Origin of the sequence: Pseudaminobacter salicylatoxidans (genome assembly GCF_003148475.1) — a bacterium.
Classification (GTDB): domain Bacteria; phylum Pseudomonadota; class Alphaproteobacteria; order Rhizobiales; family Rhizobiaceae; genus Pseudaminobacter; species Pseudaminobacter salicylatoxidans.
On the sequence record NZ_QGGG01000002.1, the window covers coordinates 1 to 16,077 of the forward strand.

The window sequence follows — 16,077 nt, forward strand, 5'->3', positions numbered from 1 at the left end:
AGGCCTTCGCTAAAATCAAGCATTGGATGCGAATGGCCCAGAAGCGAACTATCGAGGACACCTGGCGCCAGGTCGGACACCTCGTAACAACCATCGAAGCTGACGAATGCCAAAACTATCTCGCAAACGCAGGATACGCTTCCGTCAAAACGTGAAGGACTCTATGTGATTGTCGGCACGGGAGAAGTTCTTCCCTACAAGGATGCGCGCGTGCGCAACTCGCCCGATGGCGAATACCATTGGTGTTCGATAGGCGGCGCCGACAACACCCGGACGGTCTGCCTTTTCGTACCGCCGCGTTCCTACTGAACAACCGATCCGGCTATATTGTTTCTGCCGATTGGCGGGCTGACTTCGGCCCGGTTTTCGCATTCGCGACGTTATTGCCATTCGGCTTTTCGCCGTATTTCATGCTACAAGAGCGCTGAAGGGCTAAGGCGCCGTTTTGGCGCGGGACGATATTTCAAAGAGGGACGATCCGTAATGAAGATGAAACTGATCGCCGTGCTTGCGGCCACGGCTTTTCTTGGGGCGTGCACGACCGATCCTTATACCGGCCAGCAGAAGGTCTCGAACACGGCGGGCGGCGCGGCACTCGGCGCGGGCGTCGGCGCGCTGGCAGGCCTCGCGGTCGGTGGCAGCAAGGTTGCCCAGCGCAACGCGGTGCTGATCGGCGCGGGCATCGGTGCGCTGGCAGGCGGTGCCATTGGCGCGACCATGGACCGCAACGAGGCGGAACTGCGCGCCCAGCTTCAGGGCACGGGCGTCAGCGTTACCCGCGCAGGCAACCAGATCATCCTCAATATGCCGTCGGACATCACCTTCGGCATTGATCAGGACAACATCAAGCCGGACTTCTATTCCGTCCTGAACTCGGTGGCACTGGTGCTGAAGAAGTACAACCAGACGGTGGTCGATGTCTTCGGCCATACCGATTCGACCGGCAGTGCCCAGCACAATTTCGATCTGTCGCAGCGCCGCGCGCTGTCGGTGGCCAATTATCTCAGTGCGCAGGGCGTCGATTCGCGGCGTTTCGCCGTCACCGGTTTCGGCAAGACGCGTCCCATCGCGACCAACGACACGCCGGAAGGCCGCGCGGAGAACCGCCGCGTGGAAATCCAGCTCTCGCCGCTCACCTGAGCGGCGATACCGGAACCGGAATCAAAGAGCCCGCCGTTATCGGCGGGCTTTTCGTATCTGAGGCGATGAAAAAGCGTCGCGCTTCTCCGGGGGACAGCCGGCGGTCAGATTTTGGCGCCAACCAGCATGAAGGCGGGAATGTCCTCACCGAAGCCGACGACCTTGTCGTCATCTTCCTTGTGGTGGCGCTGGCGGCGTTCCTCATGGCGGGCAGGGGCCTCATGACGCGCCTTGCGTTCGGCGTTGTCGGCCTTGATGTTTTCGCGGCGCGACCTGCGCTCGTCCTGCTCCGCGCCGTCCGATGCAAGCACTTCGGGCACCTGTTTCTCGTCATCGGCCTTGGCCCGATGTGCTCCGCGCTTGCGCTCGCCCTCGTCCTTGCGGCCACGCCCCCTTTGACCGGCACGGCCACGGCGAGGCGCTTCGTCGCCTTCGCTTTCGACCACGGTCGAAAGATCGCCGTCATGCCACTCGATCGGCTTGCCGATAAGCGTCTCGATGGCGTCGACATATTTGGTGTCTGACCTGGTGACGATGGTGAAGGATTTTCCGGAGCGGCCGGCGCGGCCGGTGCGGCCGATACGATGGACATAGTCCTCGGCATGGATCGGCACGTCGAAATTGAAGACGTGGCTGACATCGGGGATGTCGAGGCCGCGCGCGGCAACATCCGAGGCCACGAGCAGCTTCAGCTTGCCCTCGCGGAAATTGGCCAGCATGGTCATGCGCGCGCGCTGGTCCATGTCGCCATGCAGCGCGCCGGCGTTGAAGTCATATTTGATCAGCGAGCGGAACAGCTCGGAGACTTCCACCTTGCGGTTGCAGAAGATGATCGCGTTCTTCAGTTCCGCGTCTTCGGCGCGAATGAGGTCGCGCAGCACCGCGCGCTTGTCCCACGGCTTGCTGCCGGACTTCACCAGCTTCTGCGTCACCGTCGAGGCCGTCGAAGAGGCCTTGGCAACCTCCACGCGCACCGGCGTGTGCAGGAATTGCTCTGTCAGCTTGGTAATCTCGGGTGGCATGGTCGCCGAGAAGAACAGCGTCTGGCGGGTAAAAGGAATGAGCTTGCAGATGCGCTCGATGTCGGGAATGAAGCCCATGTCGAGCATGCGGTCAGCCTCATCGATGACGAGGATCTCCACCGCCGATAGCAGCAGCTTGCCACGCTCGAAATGGTCGAGCAGGCGGCCGGGCGTGGCGATCAGCACGTCTGCGCCGCGTTCCAGCTTGCGCTCCTGATCGTCGAAGGAAACGCCACCGATCAAAAGGGCGCGGTTGAGCCGGCTGTTCTTGCCGTATTTGACGAAATTCTCTTCCACCTGGGCGGCAAGTTCGCGCGTCGGCTCCAGGATCAGCGTGCGCGGCATGCGTGCCCGCGCGCGGCCGTTTTCCAGTCGCGTCAGCATCGGCAGGACGAAGGAGGCGGTCTTGCCCGTTCCTGTCTGGGCAATGCCCAGCACATCCTTGCCTTGCAGGGCGTGCGGAATTGCACCGGCCTGAATCGGCGTCGGCTGCGTATAGCCGGCGTCAGCGACTGCGGAAAGAACCTTCGGCGAGAGGCCGAGGTCAGCAAATGTCAAAGCGTCTTGAGCGATCTGGGTGTCTGAGGACAAGTGTCTTGGCTGTCTTTGGCTTCAAGGGCGCGTCCGATGGACGCGGCAAACGCCTCGCGTTTGCACAATAATGCAACGCGTTACGTTCCGTAACGCGTTTTGTCAACACAATCGGTAGCAGATGGCCGAGTTTGCGTTTGCCAATACTTAGTTCGTCCGCAGGTCGGCGGCAATGCCATTAGTAGCGGAATTGCTCGGTCAGGATACGTTCGCTCCACGAATGGCTCGCATCGAACAGCAATGTGGCGGTTTCGCGCCGCGATTGCTGCACGGTCACGGTCAGCACGGATTTAGCTTCCGTATGGTCGGCTGCGACGTTCACCGGCCGCTTGTCGGCTTCCAGTATGTCAAAGCGAACGACCGCGTCTTCTGGAATGAGCGCGCCGCGCCAGCGGCGCGGGCGGAACGGGCTGACGGGCGTCAGCGCCAGCAAGGGGGCATCCAGCGGCAGGATCGGGCCGTGCGCGGAGAGGTTGTAGGCGGTCGAGCCGGCAGGCGTGGCCACCATCACGCCATCGCAATTCAGTTCTTCCAGCCGAACCTTGTCGTCTATCGAGATGCGGATCTTTGCGGTCTGGTAGGATTGACGCCACAAGGCAACTTCGTTGATGGCCAGCGCCTTGAGGTTCGATCCGTCGGCCAGCGTGGCGTCCATCTGCAAGGGGCGTATGGTTTCCGGTACGGCGACATCGATGCGCTCGCGCAGGTCGTCCTCGTTGAACTCGTTCATCAGAAAGCCGACCGTACCACGGTTCATGCCGTAGACCTGCTTGCCGGTAGACATGGTTTCGCGCAGGGTCTGGAGCAGGAACCCGTCTCCACCGAGCGCGATCACGACATCCGCCTCGGTTACCGGCACGCTGCCATATTTTTTCGCAAGCCGTGCCACCGCGGCCTCGGCGTCCGGTGCGCCGGAGGAGACGAAGGCGAATTTATCGCGCGGTTCAGGTGTCATGGCAGCGGCTGTCCTCGCCTCGAAAAGCTGGGCGTGTCGAGGTAGCATGCCGTGCTGGCCCTGCAAAGGGAGAGGCGTGAAAACGCGGTGTGACAACGGAATGCCGACAAAAGCGGGTGCATTGGGGAGAGCTCATGACGGTCAGGCGAATCATTGCCAATATCGACACGCGCGACATCGCGGCGGCGCGTGCCTTCTACGGCGACGTGCTCGGGCTGGACCTTCTGATGGATCATGGCTGGATCGCCACCTATGGTTCCGGCGCGACGATGGCCGTGCAGCTCAGCTTTGCGGAGCAGGGTGGTTCGGGCACGCCGACGCCCGATCTGTCGATCGAGGTGGACGATGTCGATGCCGCGCTGGAGGGTATGGAGGCTGCCGGGTTCCAGATCGAATACGGCCCGGTGGACGAATCCTGGGGCGTGCGCCGCTTTTACGTGCGCGATCCGTTCGGCAAGCTCGTCAACATCCTTGCGCACCGCTGAGCCATTGAAAGTCCGGGTCAGCCTTTCAGGGCGCGCCGCAGCTTGTCGTAGGCGGCCCAGGGATCGGCATCTTTCAGGGCCTTAGCCAGTGGCTTGCCATCGACGGTGAAATGGCCGGGGCCGACGCCCGCTTCCACCCCATCCCAGGTGATCGGAACTGAGACCGTCGCAGTGGGCTTGGCGCGCGTGGAGTAGGGTGCAACCGTCGTAGATCCACGCGCATTGCGCAGATAGTCGATGAAAATCCGTCCCTTGCGCGCGGATTTCGACAAGGTTGCGGTGTAGAGGCCGGGGTCGGATTGCTCCATGGCCTTGGCGAAATCATGGGCAAAGGTTTTTACCGTGGCCCAATCCGCCTTCGGCTTGAGCGGCACGATGACGTGAAAGCCCTTGCCGCCGGACGTCTTGACCAGATGCGGCAGACCGACCTGCTCGAGCCGGTCGCGCACGTCGAGCGTTGCGGCGCGCACCTCGTTGACGCCCAGGCCCTCGTCCGGATCGAGGTCGAAGACGATCTGGTCGGGCGTATCGAGCGCGTCGATGGTGGAGCCCCACAGATGGATTTCCACCACGCCCAGCTGAACAAGTGCGGCCAGGCCGTTGAAATCTTTTATGTAAAGAAGCTCCTCCTTGTCATGCGGGTCGCTCATGCGTGCGATGGAATCGGGCATGCCCGGCGAAGCGTGCTTCTGGAAGAAACGCTGGCCGCTGCCCACGCCATCCGGAGCCCGCACCAGCGCCAGCGGGCGGTTGACGACAAAGCGCTCCATACGCGGCCATACCTGTTCGTAATGTTCCAGCAGTCCGGCTTTTGTCAGGCCGGCTTCTGGCCACAAGACCTTGTCGGGGCTGGATAAAGTCACGCTGCTTGTCCCCTTTGCTTTCGCGGCCGAGGCCCGGCTTCGCTTTTCCGGCTTGTCACGACCCGCATCCTGAGCGGTTTCAGTGGTCTCGGCGACGACCTCGTCAGCCGGCTTGTCTTCACGCAAACCCTGGAAGGAGGCGTGGCGTATATTGCCGTCTGCGGTCCAGCTACGGAATTCGACTTCCGCCACGAGTTCCGGTTTGACCCAGACGACACCTTTCTCCTGGCCTGCGGGGCCGGTGATTGGCGCTCTACCCGTCTTGATACCATCGAGTGTTTCCCTGAGGTCTCGGGCATTTGCGGCGTTGAAGCCGGTGCCGACATGGCCGGCGGATTTGAGTTCACCGCCGCCGCGATAGCCCACCACCAGCGAACGCAGGTCGCGGCCTGCCTTGTCGGACGGCAGATAGCCGAGGATCACGAATTCCTGCCGCAGCGTGCATTTGGACTTGATCCAGTCACCGACGCGGCCGCTGCTGTAGGGCGCATCCGCGCGCTTGGAAACCACGCCTTCCAACCCCATCCGGCAGGCGTGTCTCAGCATGGTCTGGCCCGGTTGCACGAAATGCTCGCTGAAGCGCAGAACACCGTTCCCGTCGGTGTTGCCGAGCAGATTCTGCAGCTTCGCCTTGCGTTCCACCAGAGGCTCGGAACGTAGATCCTTGCCGTCGAGGAAAAGCAGGTCGAACAGGTAATAGACGAGCCGCTCGCTGCGGCCTTCCGAAAGTGCGGCCTGCAAGGCGGAGAAGGATGAGACGCCATTGTCGGCCAGCACGACGATCTCGCCGTCGATGATCGCATTGCCGCAATCGAGCATGGCAAGCGCCTTGGGGATGCGCTCGCCGAAGCGCTCGGTCCAGTCGAGCCCGGTGCGGGTGAGAAGCCTCGTCTTGCCGTTTTCGATGTGCGCCTGCATGCGATAGCCGTCGAACTTCACCTCATGCACCCATTCCGCGCCGGACGGTGGCGACGATTTCAGGGTGGCGAGGCATGGTTCGATGAAGCCGGGAAGCCTGGCGATACGCGTCGAGCCGCGCCTGGCAACGGGCTTTGCCTTGCGTGTTTCCTGCTGCGCGGCGGCCTTGCCTTTCGGCCGGGATTGCCAGGTTGCGGGGCTGATCTTGCCGATTTCATCGATGGAAAGCCCGGATTTCACGGAATCGGGAGCCTGTTCCAGTATATCCTCGCCGGGGCGTGCGAAGGCGTCGTCACCCTTTATCAGCAACCAGTTGTCGCGCTTTTCGCCGGGGCGCGGGCGCAGGCGCACCAGATGCCAGCGCCCGTTGAGCTTGTTGCCTTTCAGTTCGAATTCGATATGCCCCTTCTTCATGCCGGCAGCCGGATCGCCGTCCGGCGCCCAGGTGCCTTCGTCCCACACGAGGACCGAACCGCCGCCATATTGCCCTTTCGGAATCGTTCCCTCGAACGAGGCATATTCGATCGGGTGGTCTTCGACATGGACAGCCAGCCGCTTTTCGGAGGGGTCGAGGCTTGGGCCACGCGTCACCGCCCAACTCCAGAGCACGCCGTCATGCTCCAGCCGGAAATCGTAGTGCAGGCGCGTGGCCGCATGTTTCTGGATGACGAATATGCCCCCCGGCCGTGGGGATTTGCCCGGTTTGGCTCGGCCTGACGGCTCGCGGGTTCTGCGAAAATCGCGCTTTGCCTGATATTGCTGGAGCGGTGCCACCACGCCTCTTCCTTAAGCGGACTTGTGCTTCGTGGAAGTGCTTCCGCGCTTTCCGGCGGACGTTTTGGCGGCGCGGCGCTTTGCCGGTTTGCGGCCGGCATCGTCTTCACTGCCGTCCTCCGACGCCAGGCTCTGCCTCAATGCGTCGAACAGATTGACCACGTTGGATTCCTTCGGCGCGGCCTTGACCACCGGCGGCTTGCGGCCTGCCTTCTTGGCGCGGATCAGTTCCAGCAAGGCGTTTTCGTAACTGTCCTCGAATTTCGATGGGTCGAATTTCGCCGTCCGGCGATTGACGACGGTGGTGGCAAGATCGACCATCTCTTCGTCTACGTCCACATCCTCGATTTCCTCGAACACCGCGGATGCCTTGCGAACCGTGTTGTCGTAGCGCAGCGTGGTCAGCAGCATGCCCTTGCCGAGCGCCTCGATGATTGCGGGCCGCTCACGCCGATAGAGCACGATGCGTGAAAGGCCGGCCATCTTCTTCTCTGCCAGCGCCTCGCGGATGACCGCGAAGGCTTCCTCCGAAACCTTGTCGGAGGGCGTCAGATAGTAGGGGGTGTCGAGATAGATCCGGTCGATCTCGGATTTGTGAACGAAACCATCGAGATTGATCGTGTGTTCGGATTCGATCTGCAGCGCTTCGATCTCGTCTTCCTCGATGAGCAGATAGTCGTCCTTCTCGATCTCGTAGCCCTTCACCTCGTCCTTATCGCCGATCGGCTTGCCGCTTTCGGCATCGACATATTGCCGCTTCACCGTATTGCCGGTCTTGCGATTGATGATGCGGAACGAGACTTTTTCGGCACTCGTGGTCGCGTTCGACAGTTCGACGCCACAGGTGACCAGCGACAGCTTGAGATAGCCTCTCCATGCCGGACGCGCGGGCATCAGGCGGATTCCCGGCCGAAGATTGTGCGAGACGATGCAATGCTCGGATCGTTGCTCATGATGACGCCTGCCGATTCGACTGGGTATACCCGCTGAACGCGGCGCCGCCCGGATGGTTCCTGCAACGGCGGGAGGGCAGGAATTGACCAATGAAACGCGTGGGCGCGGAGTTTTGTCTTTACTGCAGCCGCAAATGTGCTAACCGGGATATGTGCCCTTATAGCTCAGTTGGTAGAGCACCTGATTTGTAATCAGGGGGTCGGCGGTTCGAGTCCGTCTGGGGGCACCAGCAATTTCAAATACTTAGAAGCCAATCGCGCGGAACACAAAGAGAACGCGCGGCTTTGTGCGACCGCGTGCGACCAAGAAAAGTCGCACGAACGTTCGCGAACCGTTCTCACTCATGCCGGAATAGCGCCGTGCGCGCTTGGCGAAGCTTGTTACCGGCGATCATCGTGATGGTGAGTTTCGCATGCACGGCCTGGCACTCAGGGAACGTCGTCATTGGCGACGATGCCGCCTTCGCCTTCAAGACGCGAGATCCGTTTCGCTTCGGACTTGGAGAATTTGAGCCGGACGCCGATGCCGCCTCTGGTTTCATCAGGGATGAAGACGGCGCCGAGTTCTTCCAGGGTCTTGCGGATCGACGCGATGGCGGTGGGACCGGGAACCTCGATCTTGCGTTCGAACTGCTCGATGATGAGTTCGTCCACCTTGGAACGCTTGGCAAGCAGGGTTCGCGAAACCTCGACCAGTGCGCGCGCCGCACGACATTGCGATCCGGTGATCATGGCATCCCTCCCTTTGGCCGGAGCATCGGCCAAACTGACACGCGGGTCAACGTCGGGAGGCGAGCCTAGCGGCCGCAGGAGCGCAACTGTCCGGCATAGCGGGTCGCCATATTTGCGGCACGCTTTGCACCCTGCTGGGCGGTGGCGTTGGCCGTGCCGCGCGAATAGCCGCCATGGCCGAGATAGTAAGCGAGATAGAGCCGGTAGGGGTCGTTGAGCGCAATGCCGTTCACGCGGTTGCTGGTGGCGTGATACCAGCCGATGAAATGGACGGCATCGGCGAAGTTGGACCGGCGCGCATACCAGTTCCCGGTTTCGGCCTGGTAGCGTTTCCAGGTGCCGTCCAGCGCCTGCGAATAACCATAGGCGGAGGAAGCGCGTTTCCACGGAATAAAGCCCAGAAGCTTCGTGCGCGGTGGCTTGGCGTAAGGGTTGAAACCGGATTCGGCATAGATCGTCGCCATCAGGATCGGCACGGGAACACCAAATTCCCGCTCGGTCTTCTTGGCTGAGCCATACCAGCTATTGATCCAGCCATCGCGCTGATCAAACACGGCACAGACGTTGTTGATACGCGATGGAGCGGATGCGCAGCTCCCAAGCATCAGGAGCGCGACGAGATACAGGGCGCGCTTCATAAAACCTCGCTTTCAGGAGACTGCTAACCGGAAAAAATTTAAGCAAAATTTAACGAGGCCCGAACGGCGAGGGATTTGCGCATTTAAGGCCCGATCGGGGTGCCGGCTTCATGGTTTTCCACAGGCGCGATGAGGATAAGCCGCAAAGCTCCATCCGGGTCTTCCCTTAAAATCCGGATGCCAGCTTCCCATATCTGGGGCTCCGGTTGACGCTTCCGGGAGGTGAGGGATGATACGCATTGTCTTGATCGCCGTGATGGCCATCCTGGTATGGTACGCGCTGGCGAAACTGTTTCGCCTGCTCAGGACGGCAAATATCGACTGGACAGGCGTGACGGCCGCGATTGCCTTCATCGTGCTCGCCTTCTGGCTGCGGCACGTGACGGGAATGGGGTAGCCGCTACCGCTTGGCAGTTTCGGCTGGACCATCGGCAGCCGGAGGTTCCGCCCCGCCGATCATCCTTGTCACTTCCGCGGCGGCGGCGCACACCATCGGTCCGATTTCGGCGAGCCTGTCGGGAGTCACGCGCACTGTGGGACCGGAAACCGAAACACCACCTACGGGTTCGCCGAATTCGTTGAAGATGGCCGCTGCCACGCAGCGCATGCCCGGGTGGCGTTCTTCGTCGTCCACGGACCATCCCCGCGACCGGATTTCCGAGAGATCGCGGGCGAGGGCGCTTTCGTCGGTGAGGGTTTTGGGCGTGTAGCTTTCCAGCTTTGCCCTGCCCACCATCGTTGCGACCCGCTCCGCCGGCAGATGCGCAAGGATCGCCTTGCCGATGCCGGAGGCATGGAAGGAGGTGCGCGTGCCGGGGCGGAAGAAGGCGCGGATCGGCTGATGCGTCTCCACTTGGCTGACGAAGACCACGCAGTCCTCTTCGGCCAGACCAAGATTGGCGGTTTCGCCGGTCTTTTCCATCAGATCCTGCATGACGATCCGCGCGCGGTCGAACAGCTTGCGCCGACGCAGGAATGCCGACCCCATGCGATAGGTCTCGACCCCGACCGACCAGAGTTGCTCGATCTTGTCGAACTCGACCATGCCGTGGCTTTCCAGCGTGGTGAGCATGCGGTAGGCGGTCGATGCTGCAAGCTGTGAGTTGGCCGCGATCTCGCTCAACGACAGGCCGTTGCCCTCAGCCACAATGGCCAGGATGCGCAATGCGCGATCGAGCGATTGCACGGATGCGTTGTCGGGTTGCTTGTTGAAAGAGCGCGGACGCCCGCGCTGCCGTTTTTCCGTCGCTTCCACGACTTGTGCCTCCACTGCTCCAGAACAGCATAAAAAATATTTTCAAGATTTGGAATATTATCCAGATGAAAAACAAAAAATCATTTTAATTCAATGGGTAGATATTTTTATGAAGAAATGAAAAATTATTTTGAAAAAATTGAAAAACCCCGATCCGTCTGTCACGCTTCGAATATCGAAAAAGGTGCTTTGAGCGGAGGTCTCACATGGCCCGTATGCGTGCTGTCGATGCGGCGGTCCTGGTTCTGGAGAAAGAGGGCATCGATTGTGCCTTCGGCGTACCGGGCGCGGCGATCAATCCATTCTATTCGGCGCTGAAGGCGCGCGGCTCGGTCCGTCACGTGCTGGCCCGCCATGTCGAGGGCGCCTCGCACATGGCTGAAGGCTATACCCGTGCCAGGGCCGGCAATATCGGTGTTTGCATCGGCACATCAGGCCCGGCAGGCACGGATATGATTACGGGCCTCTATTCGGCGTCGGCCGACTCCATCCCGATCCTCTGCATCACCGGGCAGGCGCCGCGCGCGCGGCTCACCAAGGAGGATTTCCAGGCGGTCGACATCGCTTCCATCGCCGCTCCCGTCACCAAATGGGCAGTGACCGTCATGGAACCCTATCTGGTGCCGATGGCGTTGCAGAAGGCATTCTTCCTGATGCGTTCGGGCCGCCCCGGTCCGGTGCTGGTCGACCTGCCGCTCGATGTCCAGCTTGCCGAGATCGAGTTCGACATCGACACCTACGAGCCGATGACGCCGCACAAGCCGGCCATCACCCGCGCGCAGGCGGAAAAGGCGCTTGCCATGCTCAACGAGGCCGAGCGCCCGCTGATCGTCGCCGGCGGCGGCATCATCAACGCCGACGCGTCCGACCTGCTGGTCGAGTTTGCCGAAATCACAGGCGTTCCGGTCATTCCCACGCTGATGGGCTGGGGCACGATCCCCGACGACCATCGCCTGATGGCGGGTATGTGCGGCCTGCAGACCTCGCACCGCTACGGCAATGCCAACATGCTGGCGTCCGATTTCGTCATGGGCATCGGCAATCGCTGGGCCAACCGCCACACCGGTTCGGTCGACAAATACACGGAAGGCCGCAAGTTCATTCACATCGACATCGAGCCGACCCAGATCGGCCGCGTCTTTGCGCCCGATTACGGCATCGTCTCCGATGCGGGCGCCGCGCTGAAGATGCTGCTCGACGTCGCCACCGAATGGCGCACCGCCGGCAAGCTGCGCGACTGGAGTAGCTGGGCAAAGGAATGTCTGGCGCGCAAGACCTCCATGGATCGAAAGACGCATTTCGACCAGGTGCCGATGAAGCCGCAGCGCGTCTACGAGGAGATGAACAAGGCGTTCGGCCGCGACACCTGCTATGTCTCCACCATCGGCCTGTCGCAGATCGCCGGCGCGCAGTTCCTGCATGTCTACAAGGCGCGCAACTGGATCAATTGCGGGCAGGCGGGGCCGCTCGGCTGGACGCTGCCGGCAGCCCTTGGCGTGCGCGCGGCCGATCCGGAGCGTCCGGTCGTGGCCCTGTCGGGCGACTACGACTTCCAGTTCCTCATTGAAGAACTGGCTGTCGGCGCCCAGCACAAGCTGCCCTACATCCATGTGGTGGTGAACAACGCCTATCTCGGCCTCATCCGCCAGGCGCAGCGCGGCTTCTCCATGGATTTCGAGGTGAGCCTCGCCTTTGAGAACGTCAATGCCTCCAACGATGCGGAAGCAGGCTACGGCGTCGACCATATCGCGGTTGCCGAGGCCATGGGGTGCAAGGCCATCCGTGTGCGCAAGCCAGACGAGTTCGGGCCCGCGGTTGCCGAGGCCGAGCGGTTGATGAAGGAATTCGAGGTTCCGGTCGTCATCGAAGTCATTCTCGAGCGCGTGACCAACATTTCCATGGGAACGGAAATCGACAACGTCGTCGAGTTCGAGGAACTTGCTCAAACGCAGGCGGATGCGCCAACTGCCATCGCCCTGCCAGCAGAATGAAGGAACAGACACATGCCGAGGTTTTCCGCCAATCTGTCGATGCTTTTCGGCGAGCATGACTTTCTCGACCGCTTCGATGCCGCCGCCGAGGCAGGCTTCACCGGCGTCGAATATATCGGCCCCTACGATCACCCGATCGAAACGGTTGCGGCGCGCCTGAAGAAGAACAATCTCGTCCAGGCGCTGTTCAACCTGCCTCCGGGCGACTGGGGCAGGGGCGAGCGCGGCATCGCCGTGCTGCCGGACCGCATCGAGGAATTCCGGCGAGGCGTGGATACCGCCATCGCTTATGCGCAGGCGCTTGGCTGCACGCAGGTCAACTGCCTGGCCGGCATCGCGCCCGAAGGCGTTGATCGCGACGCGCTGGAAGTCGTGTTCGTGGAGAACCTGAAATTCGCTGCCGCGAAGCTGAAAGATGCCGGTATCCGCCTGCTGATCGAACCGATCAACACCATCGACATTCCTGGCTTCTTCCTGACCAACACGGAGCAGGCGCTGGAGATCATCGAAAAGGTCGGCTCGGACAATCTCTACCTTCAGTACGACATCTATCACATGCAGATCATGGAGGGGGATCTCGCCCGGACGATCGAAAAGAATCTTGGCCGCATCGCGCATATCCAGCTGGCGGACAATCCCGGCCGTCATGAGCCGGGGACGGGCGAGATCAACTATCCGTTCCTCTACGCACATCTCGACCGGATCGGCTACGCCGGCTGGATCGGGGCGGAATACAAGCCGAAGGCCGGCACGGTGGAAGGACTGGGCTGGTTCAGGGAATTTGTCGGCAAGGAAAGCGCGGCGGCGTAGTTGTAATTTGCCCCTCACTGCGGCCGCATTCGTGGCCACCTTCTTCCCATCGGGGAGAAGAGCCGGGCGGCCGGTGAGGGGTTTTCGGGAAAGGGAAGTGTCATGGAAAAAATCGGCTTTATCGGCCTCGGCATCATGGGTGCGCCGATGGCGGGGCATCTGCTCGATGCCGGCTATGAGGTCATCGCCACCGATCATCGCAGCGCCCCTGCCGCCGATCTCGTGGCCAGGGGCCTGAAGGTGGTGACCGGCAACGACGCCGTGGCGCGTGCTGCCGATGTCGTCATCACCATGGTCCCTGACACGCCGCAGGTGGCTGAAGTTCTGTTCGGAGAAAATGGTGTTGCCTCAGGGCTTTCGAAGGGAAAGCTCGTCATCGACATGAGCTCTATCTCGCCGATCGATACCAAGGTTTTCGCTGAAAAGATCAAGGCGCTCGGCGCGGACTATCTCGATGCGCCCGTCTCGGGCGGCGAGGTCGGCGCCAAGGCGGCGTCGCTGACCATCATGGTGGGCGGATCGCAAGCTGCATTCGACCGCGCAACGCCGCTGTTCGAGAAGATGGGCAAGAACATCACGCTGGTGGGGGACAATGGTGTCGGCCAGACCACCAAGGTCGCCAACCAGATCGTGGTGGCGCTGACCATCGAGGCCGTCGCCGAAGCGCTGGTGTTCGCGTCCAAGGCTGGAGCCGACCCTGCCAAGGTGCGGCAGGCGCTGATGGGGGGCCTGGCGTCATCGCGCATCCTGGAGGTGCATGGCGAGCGTATGATCAAGCGCACCTTTGCGCCGGGTTTCCGCATCGAACTGCACCAGAAAGATCTCAATCTGGCGCTGCAGGGCGCCAAGGCGCTGGGCGTTTCCCTACCCAATACCTCGATGACGCAGGAGCTGTTCAACTCCTGCGCGGCCAATGGCGGAGCAGGCGAGGATCATTCGGCGCTGGTGCGCGCGCTGGAGCGGATGGCCAATTTCGAGGTCGGAAGCGAAGGCAGCGAGATCAAGAGCGAAGCGGCCTGAGCCGGCCGCCCAATATGGTCATCCGAGAACCATGGGGTTGCCCATGGTTCTCTACACCCTCTATTACGCTGGCTTTGCGCCTGTCAGGTGCCTGCGAGCCGCATAGAGGCTGATTGCCGCCGCATTGGACACGTTGAGCGAATGGATCACGCCGGGCATGTCGAGGCGGGCCAGCGCGTTCACCGTCTCGCGCGTCTTGTGGCGCAGGCCTTTTCCCTCAGCGCCCAGAACCAGGGCGATTCGTTCGCCTGAAAATGTCTTTTCCAGTTCCGCCGGGCCTTCCGAATCGAGACCGATGGTCTGGAAACCCGATTCGTGCAACTCGCCGAGCGCTTCTGCGAGATTGCGCACCTCGATCAGGTCGATATGTTCCAGCGCCCCTGATGCGGATTTCGCCAGCACTCCCGATTCCTGCGCGCTGTGGCGCGATGTGGTGATCAGCGCGCCCGCGCCGAACGCCACCGCCGAACGGATGATGGCGCCGACATTGTGCGGGTCCGTCACCTGATCGAGCACCAGCACCAGCGGTGTGTCGCCCAGCGCCGATAGCGCCTTTGGCTTCAGGGGGGCGGCCTCGATGAGCACGCCTTGGTGCACCGCGTCGCTGCCCGTGATGCGGTCGATGTCGCGCGGTTCGACGATTTCCACAGGAAAGGGCAGGGCCCTGTCGCCCATCTCCAGCCGTTCCAGCGCGTTGCGCGTCACCAGCATGCGGCGGATCTCGCGGCGTGGGTTGTCCAGCGCCGCACGTACCGTGTGAAGGCCGTAGAGCCGTAGCAGGCCATCGGCGGCCGCTTCGCCGGGCGGGATGGCCGGTCGCGGGCGATGAGCCGGCTTGCCGCTCTTCTGGTCGCGATAGGCGCGCCGAAGCTTGGCGTAGTGGCTGTCCTTGGGCGTTCCGGGCTTTTTGTCGTTGCTCATGCCTGCTCTATAACCGGGGTGTTCGGCTTTGGATATGCCGGCAATCGAAGCCGTGCGATAATTTCCATCGAAATCGCCAATGGCGTGGTTGACAGGGTAAGGTCATATCGCCATAAGGCGCACCAGATTGACGAGCGGGGCCTTCCCGGCTCAATCGATCGAATGCCTCGTAGCATGGCTCCGGCAAGCAGTACGGAGGAGTGCCCGAGTGGTTAAAGGGGACGGACTGTAAATCCGTTGGCTTCGCCTACGTTGGTTCAAATCCAACCTCCTCCACCACTGCCGGCCAGGAGCCACAAAGGAAGTTGCGGGTATAGCTCAATGGTAGAGCAGCAGCCTTCCAAGCTGAATACGCGGGTTCGATTCCCGCTACCCGCTCCAAAGGCTTCCCGTTATCTCCCGAATGGACCCGAATCAGGCGTTATGCCGCATCGATAATCACGATGGTTATCGGGTCCTGGCGGCGGTTCAGAACACCGCCAGATATTTCAGCAGCGATACGATGCCGATGATGATCACGATGATGCGGATGATCTGTTGCGTTCGCGCGTCGGTCGGCAGGCGTTGGACGAGATACAAAACCAGAATAACGACCAGAAACGTGATCAGAATACCGATAATTACCGACAAACCCATATATGTCGCTCCCGTTCTGAAGGTGTAATGCATCCCTACAACGCGCGCGATCGTCATCGGGTTGCGCAAGCTGATCCCGTGTCGGCGCGTGGGTTTGCGGAGGGGGCTTTCGGGACGCGGATGGGATACCTATATGCCGCTGGCCGGCATTATCGAATCAGCCCTTTCGTGGCGGTGGCGACCGCACAGTCAAAAGACTCTTGTGTTTTTGGGCCTTTCTCGCTAATCGCCCCGCATTCGAACCCAAACTGAAGCCCGCAGCCAAGGAAACCTTACAATGGCTAAGAGTAAATTTGAGCGCACCAAGCCGCATGTGAACATTGGCACGATTGGTCACGTTGACCATGGCAAGACGTCGCTGACGGCTGCGATC

The 16,077-nt window shown here is 61.4% G+C and carries 16 protein-coding genes, 3 tRNA genes and 1 pseudogene; 11 read left to right on the forward strand and 9 right to left on the reverse strand.

What is annotated here, in order from left to right:
• Both C7441_RS02585 and C7441_RS02590 read left to right on the forward strand, forming a co-directional pair.
• Positions 1–155, forward strand: a pseudogene (locus C7441_RS02585) (IS630 family transposase); the annotation flags it as partial.
• A gap of 328 nt (positions 156–483) precedes the next feature.
• Positions 484–1,140, forward strand: a complete 657-nt coding sequence (locus C7441_RS02590) for a YiaD family glycine zipper/OmpA-like lipoprotein (RefSeq protein WP_019170377.1) — start codon at positions 484–486, stop codon at positions 1,138–1,140.
• A 104-nt stretch (positions 1,141–1,244) separates the two neighbouring features.
• Here C7441_RS02590 and C7441_RS02595 read toward each other — a convergent pair whose 3' ends face one another.
• Both C7441_RS02595 and C7441_RS02600 read right to left on the reverse strand, forming a co-directional pair.
• A complete protein-coding gene (locus C7441_RS02595; RefSeq protein ID WP_170124994.1) occupies positions 1,245–2,753 on the reverse strand; it encodes a DEAD/DEAH box helicase in 1,509 nt (502 codons plus the stop codon).
• Between the two features lie 178 nt (positions 2,754–2,931).
• Positions 2,932–3,708, reverse strand: coding sequence for an NAD kinase (locus C7441_RS02600; protein WP_109611627.1), 777 nt, complete (start codon positions 3,706–3,708; stop codon positions 2,932–2,934).
• Between the two features lie 134 nt (positions 3,709–3,842).
• Between C7441_RS02600 and C7441_RS02605 the strand changes: the two genes are divergently transcribed.
• Positions 3,843–4,193: a VOC family protein gene (locus C7441_RS02605; RefSeq protein WP_109611628.1), complete on the forward strand. Its 351-nt coding sequence runs from the start codon at positions 3,843–3,845 to the stop codon at positions 4,191–4,193.
• A 17-nt stretch (positions 4,194–4,210) separates the two neighbouring features.
• Here C7441_RS02605 and ligD read toward each other — a convergent pair whose 3' ends face one another.
• Both ligD and ku read right to left on the reverse strand, forming a co-directional pair.
• A complete protein-coding gene (ligD, locus tag C7441_RS02610) occupies positions 4,211–6,748 on the reverse strand; it encodes a DNA ligase D (protein ID WP_170125008.1) in 2,538 nt (845 codons plus the stop codon).
• A gap of 12 nt (positions 6,749–6,760) precedes the next feature.
• Complete coding sequence (ku, locus tag C7441_RS02615) at positions 6,761–7,642, reverse strand: non-homologous end joining protein Ku (RefSeq protein WP_109611630.1); 882 nt, start codon at positions 7,640–7,642, stop codon at positions 6,761–6,763.
• Between the two features lie 213 nt (positions 7,643–7,855).
• Between ku and C7441_RS02620 the strand changes: the two genes are divergently transcribed.
• A tRNA-Thr gene (locus tag C7441_RS02620) sits at positions 7,856–7,931 on the forward strand.
• A 199-nt stretch (positions 7,932–8,130) separates the two neighbouring features.
• Here C7441_RS02620 and C7441_RS02625 read toward each other — a convergent pair.
• Together C7441_RS02625 and C7441_RS02630 are read right to left on the reverse strand one after the other, a co-directional pair.
• Positions 8,131–8,433, reverse strand: a complete 303-nt coding sequence (locus C7441_RS02625) for a hypothetical protein (RefSeq protein WP_019170371.1) — start codon at positions 8,431–8,433, stop codon at positions 8,131–8,133.
• 65 nt (positions 8,434–8,498) lie between these two features.
• Positions 8,499–9,071, reverse strand: coding sequence for a transglycosylase SLT domain-containing protein (locus tag C7441_RS02630; RefSeq protein WP_109611631.1), 573 nt, complete (start codon positions 9,069–9,071; stop codon positions 8,499–8,501).
• Positions 9,072–9,300: 229 nt separating this feature from the next.
• Between C7441_RS02630 and C7441_RS23930 the strand changes: the two genes are divergently transcribed.
• Positions 9,301–9,468, forward strand: coding sequence for a hypothetical protein (locus C7441_RS23930; protein WP_170124995.1), 168 nt, complete (start codon positions 9,301–9,303; stop codon positions 9,466–9,468).
• Between the two features lie 3 nt (positions 9,469–9,471).
• On the opposite strand, the gene bhcR is transcribed toward C7441_RS23930, so the two are convergent.
• Positions 9,472–10,326, reverse strand: a complete 855-nt coding sequence (gene bhcR, locus C7441_RS02635) for an HTH-type transcriptional regulator BhcR (protein ID WP_109611899.1) — start codon at positions 10,324–10,326, stop codon at positions 9,472–9,474.
• Positions 10,327–10,532: 206 nt separating this feature from the next.
• On the opposite strand from bhcR, the gene gcl reads away from it, so the two are divergent.
• The 3 genes from gcl to C7441_RS02650 all read left to right on the forward strand — a co-directional run bounded on the left by gcl (position 10,533) and on the right by C7441_RS02650 (position 14,147).
• A complete protein-coding gene (gene gcl, locus C7441_RS02640) occupies positions 10,533–12,317 on the forward strand; it encodes a glyoxylate carboligase (RefSeq protein ID WP_109611632.1) in 1,785 nt (594 codons plus the stop codon).
• A gap of 12 nt (positions 12,318–12,329) precedes the next feature.
• The gene (gene otnI / locus C7441_RS02645) at positions 12,330–13,127 is read left to right on the forward strand and encodes a 2-oxo-tetronate isomerase (RefSeq protein WP_109611633.1); all 798 of its coding nucleotides are present in this window, start codon (positions 12,330–12,332) and stop codon (positions 13,125–13,127) included.
• Between the two features lie 102 nt (positions 13,128–13,229).
• On the forward strand, positions 13,230–14,147 hold the full coding sequence (locus tag C7441_RS02650; protein ID WP_109611634.1) for a 2-hydroxy-3-oxopropionate reductase: 918 nt from the start codon (positions 13,230–13,232) through the stop codon (positions 14,145–14,147).
• Between the two features lie 63 nt (positions 14,148–14,210).
• Here C7441_RS02650 and rlmB read toward each other — a convergent pair whose 3' ends face one another.
• Entirely contained in the window at positions 14,211–15,068 is an 858-nt protein-coding gene (gene rlmB / locus C7441_RS02655; protein WP_109611635.1) for a 23S rRNA (guanosine(2251)-2'-O)-methyltransferase RlmB, read from the reverse strand.
• Between the two features lie 194 nt (positions 15,069–15,262).
• Between rlmB and C7441_RS02660 the strand changes: the two genes are divergently transcribed.
• Positions 15,263–15,347, forward strand: a tRNA-Tyr gene (locus C7441_RS02660).
• Positions 15,348–15,375: 28 nt separating this feature from the next.
• Positions 15,376–15,449, forward strand: a tRNA-Gly gene (locus C7441_RS02665).
• A gap of 87 nt (positions 15,450–15,536) precedes the next feature.
• On the opposite strand, the gene C7441_RS02670 is transcribed toward C7441_RS02665, so the two are convergent.
• Complete coding sequence (locus C7441_RS02670; protein ID WP_109611636.1) at positions 15,537–15,704, reverse strand: Thivi_2564 family membrane protein; 168 nt, start codon at positions 15,702–15,704, stop codon at positions 15,537–15,539.
• Positions 15,705–15,981: 277 nt separating this feature from the next.
• On the opposite strand from C7441_RS02670, the gene C7441_RS02675 reads away from it, so the two are divergent.
• Positions 15,982–16,077 (forward strand): GTP-binding protein (locus C7441_RS02675; RefSeq protein ID WP_244484375.1); only part of this gene is annotated, 96 nt, incomplete at its 3' end.

Coding starts and splice junctions, on each gene's coding strand:
- C7441_RS02590 (WP_019170377.1), top strand. CDS start 484: ATGAAGATGAAACTGATCGCCGTGCTTGCGGCCACGGCTTTTCTTGGG.
- C7441_RS02600 (WP_109611627.1), bottom strand. CDS start 3,708: ATGACACCTGAACCGCGCGATAAATTCGCCTTCGTCTCCTCCGGCGCA.
- C7441_RS02605 (WP_109611628.1), top strand. CDS start 3,843: ATGACGGTCAGGCGAATCATTGCCAATATCGACACGCGCGACATCGCG.
- ku (WP_109611630.1), bottom strand. CDS start 7,642: ATGCCCGCGCGTCCGGCATGGAGAGGCTATCTCAAGCTGTCGCTGGTC.
- C7441_RS02625 (WP_019170371.1), bottom strand. CDS start 8,433: ATGATCACCGGATCGCAATGTCGTGCGGCGCGCGCACTGGTCGAGGTT.
- C7441_RS02630 (WP_109611631.1), bottom strand. CDS start 9,071: ATGAAGCGCGCCCTGTATCTCGTCGCGCTCCTGATGCTTGGGAGCTGC.
- C7441_RS23930 (WP_170124995.1), top strand. CDS start 9,301: ATGATACGCATTGTCTTGATCGCCGTGATGGCCATCCTGGTATGGTAC.
- gcl (WP_109611632.1), top strand. CDS start 10,533: ATGGCCCGTATGCGTGCTGTCGATGCGGCGGTCCTGGTTCTGGAGAAA.
- otnI (WP_109611633.1), top strand. CDS start 12,330: ATGCCGAGGTTTTCCGCCAATCTGTCGATGCTTTTCGGCGAGCATGAC.
- C7441_RS02650 (WP_109611634.1), top strand. CDS start 13,230: ATGGAAAAAATCGGCTTTATCGGCCTCGGCATCATGGGTGCGCCGATG.
- rlmB (WP_109611635.1), bottom strand. CDS start 15,068: ATGAGCAACGACAAAAAGCCCGGAACGCCCAAGGACAGCCACTACGCC.
- C7441_RS02670 (WP_109611636.1), bottom strand. CDS start 15,704: ATGGGTTTGTCGGTAATTATCGGTATTCTGATCACGTTTCTGGTCGTT.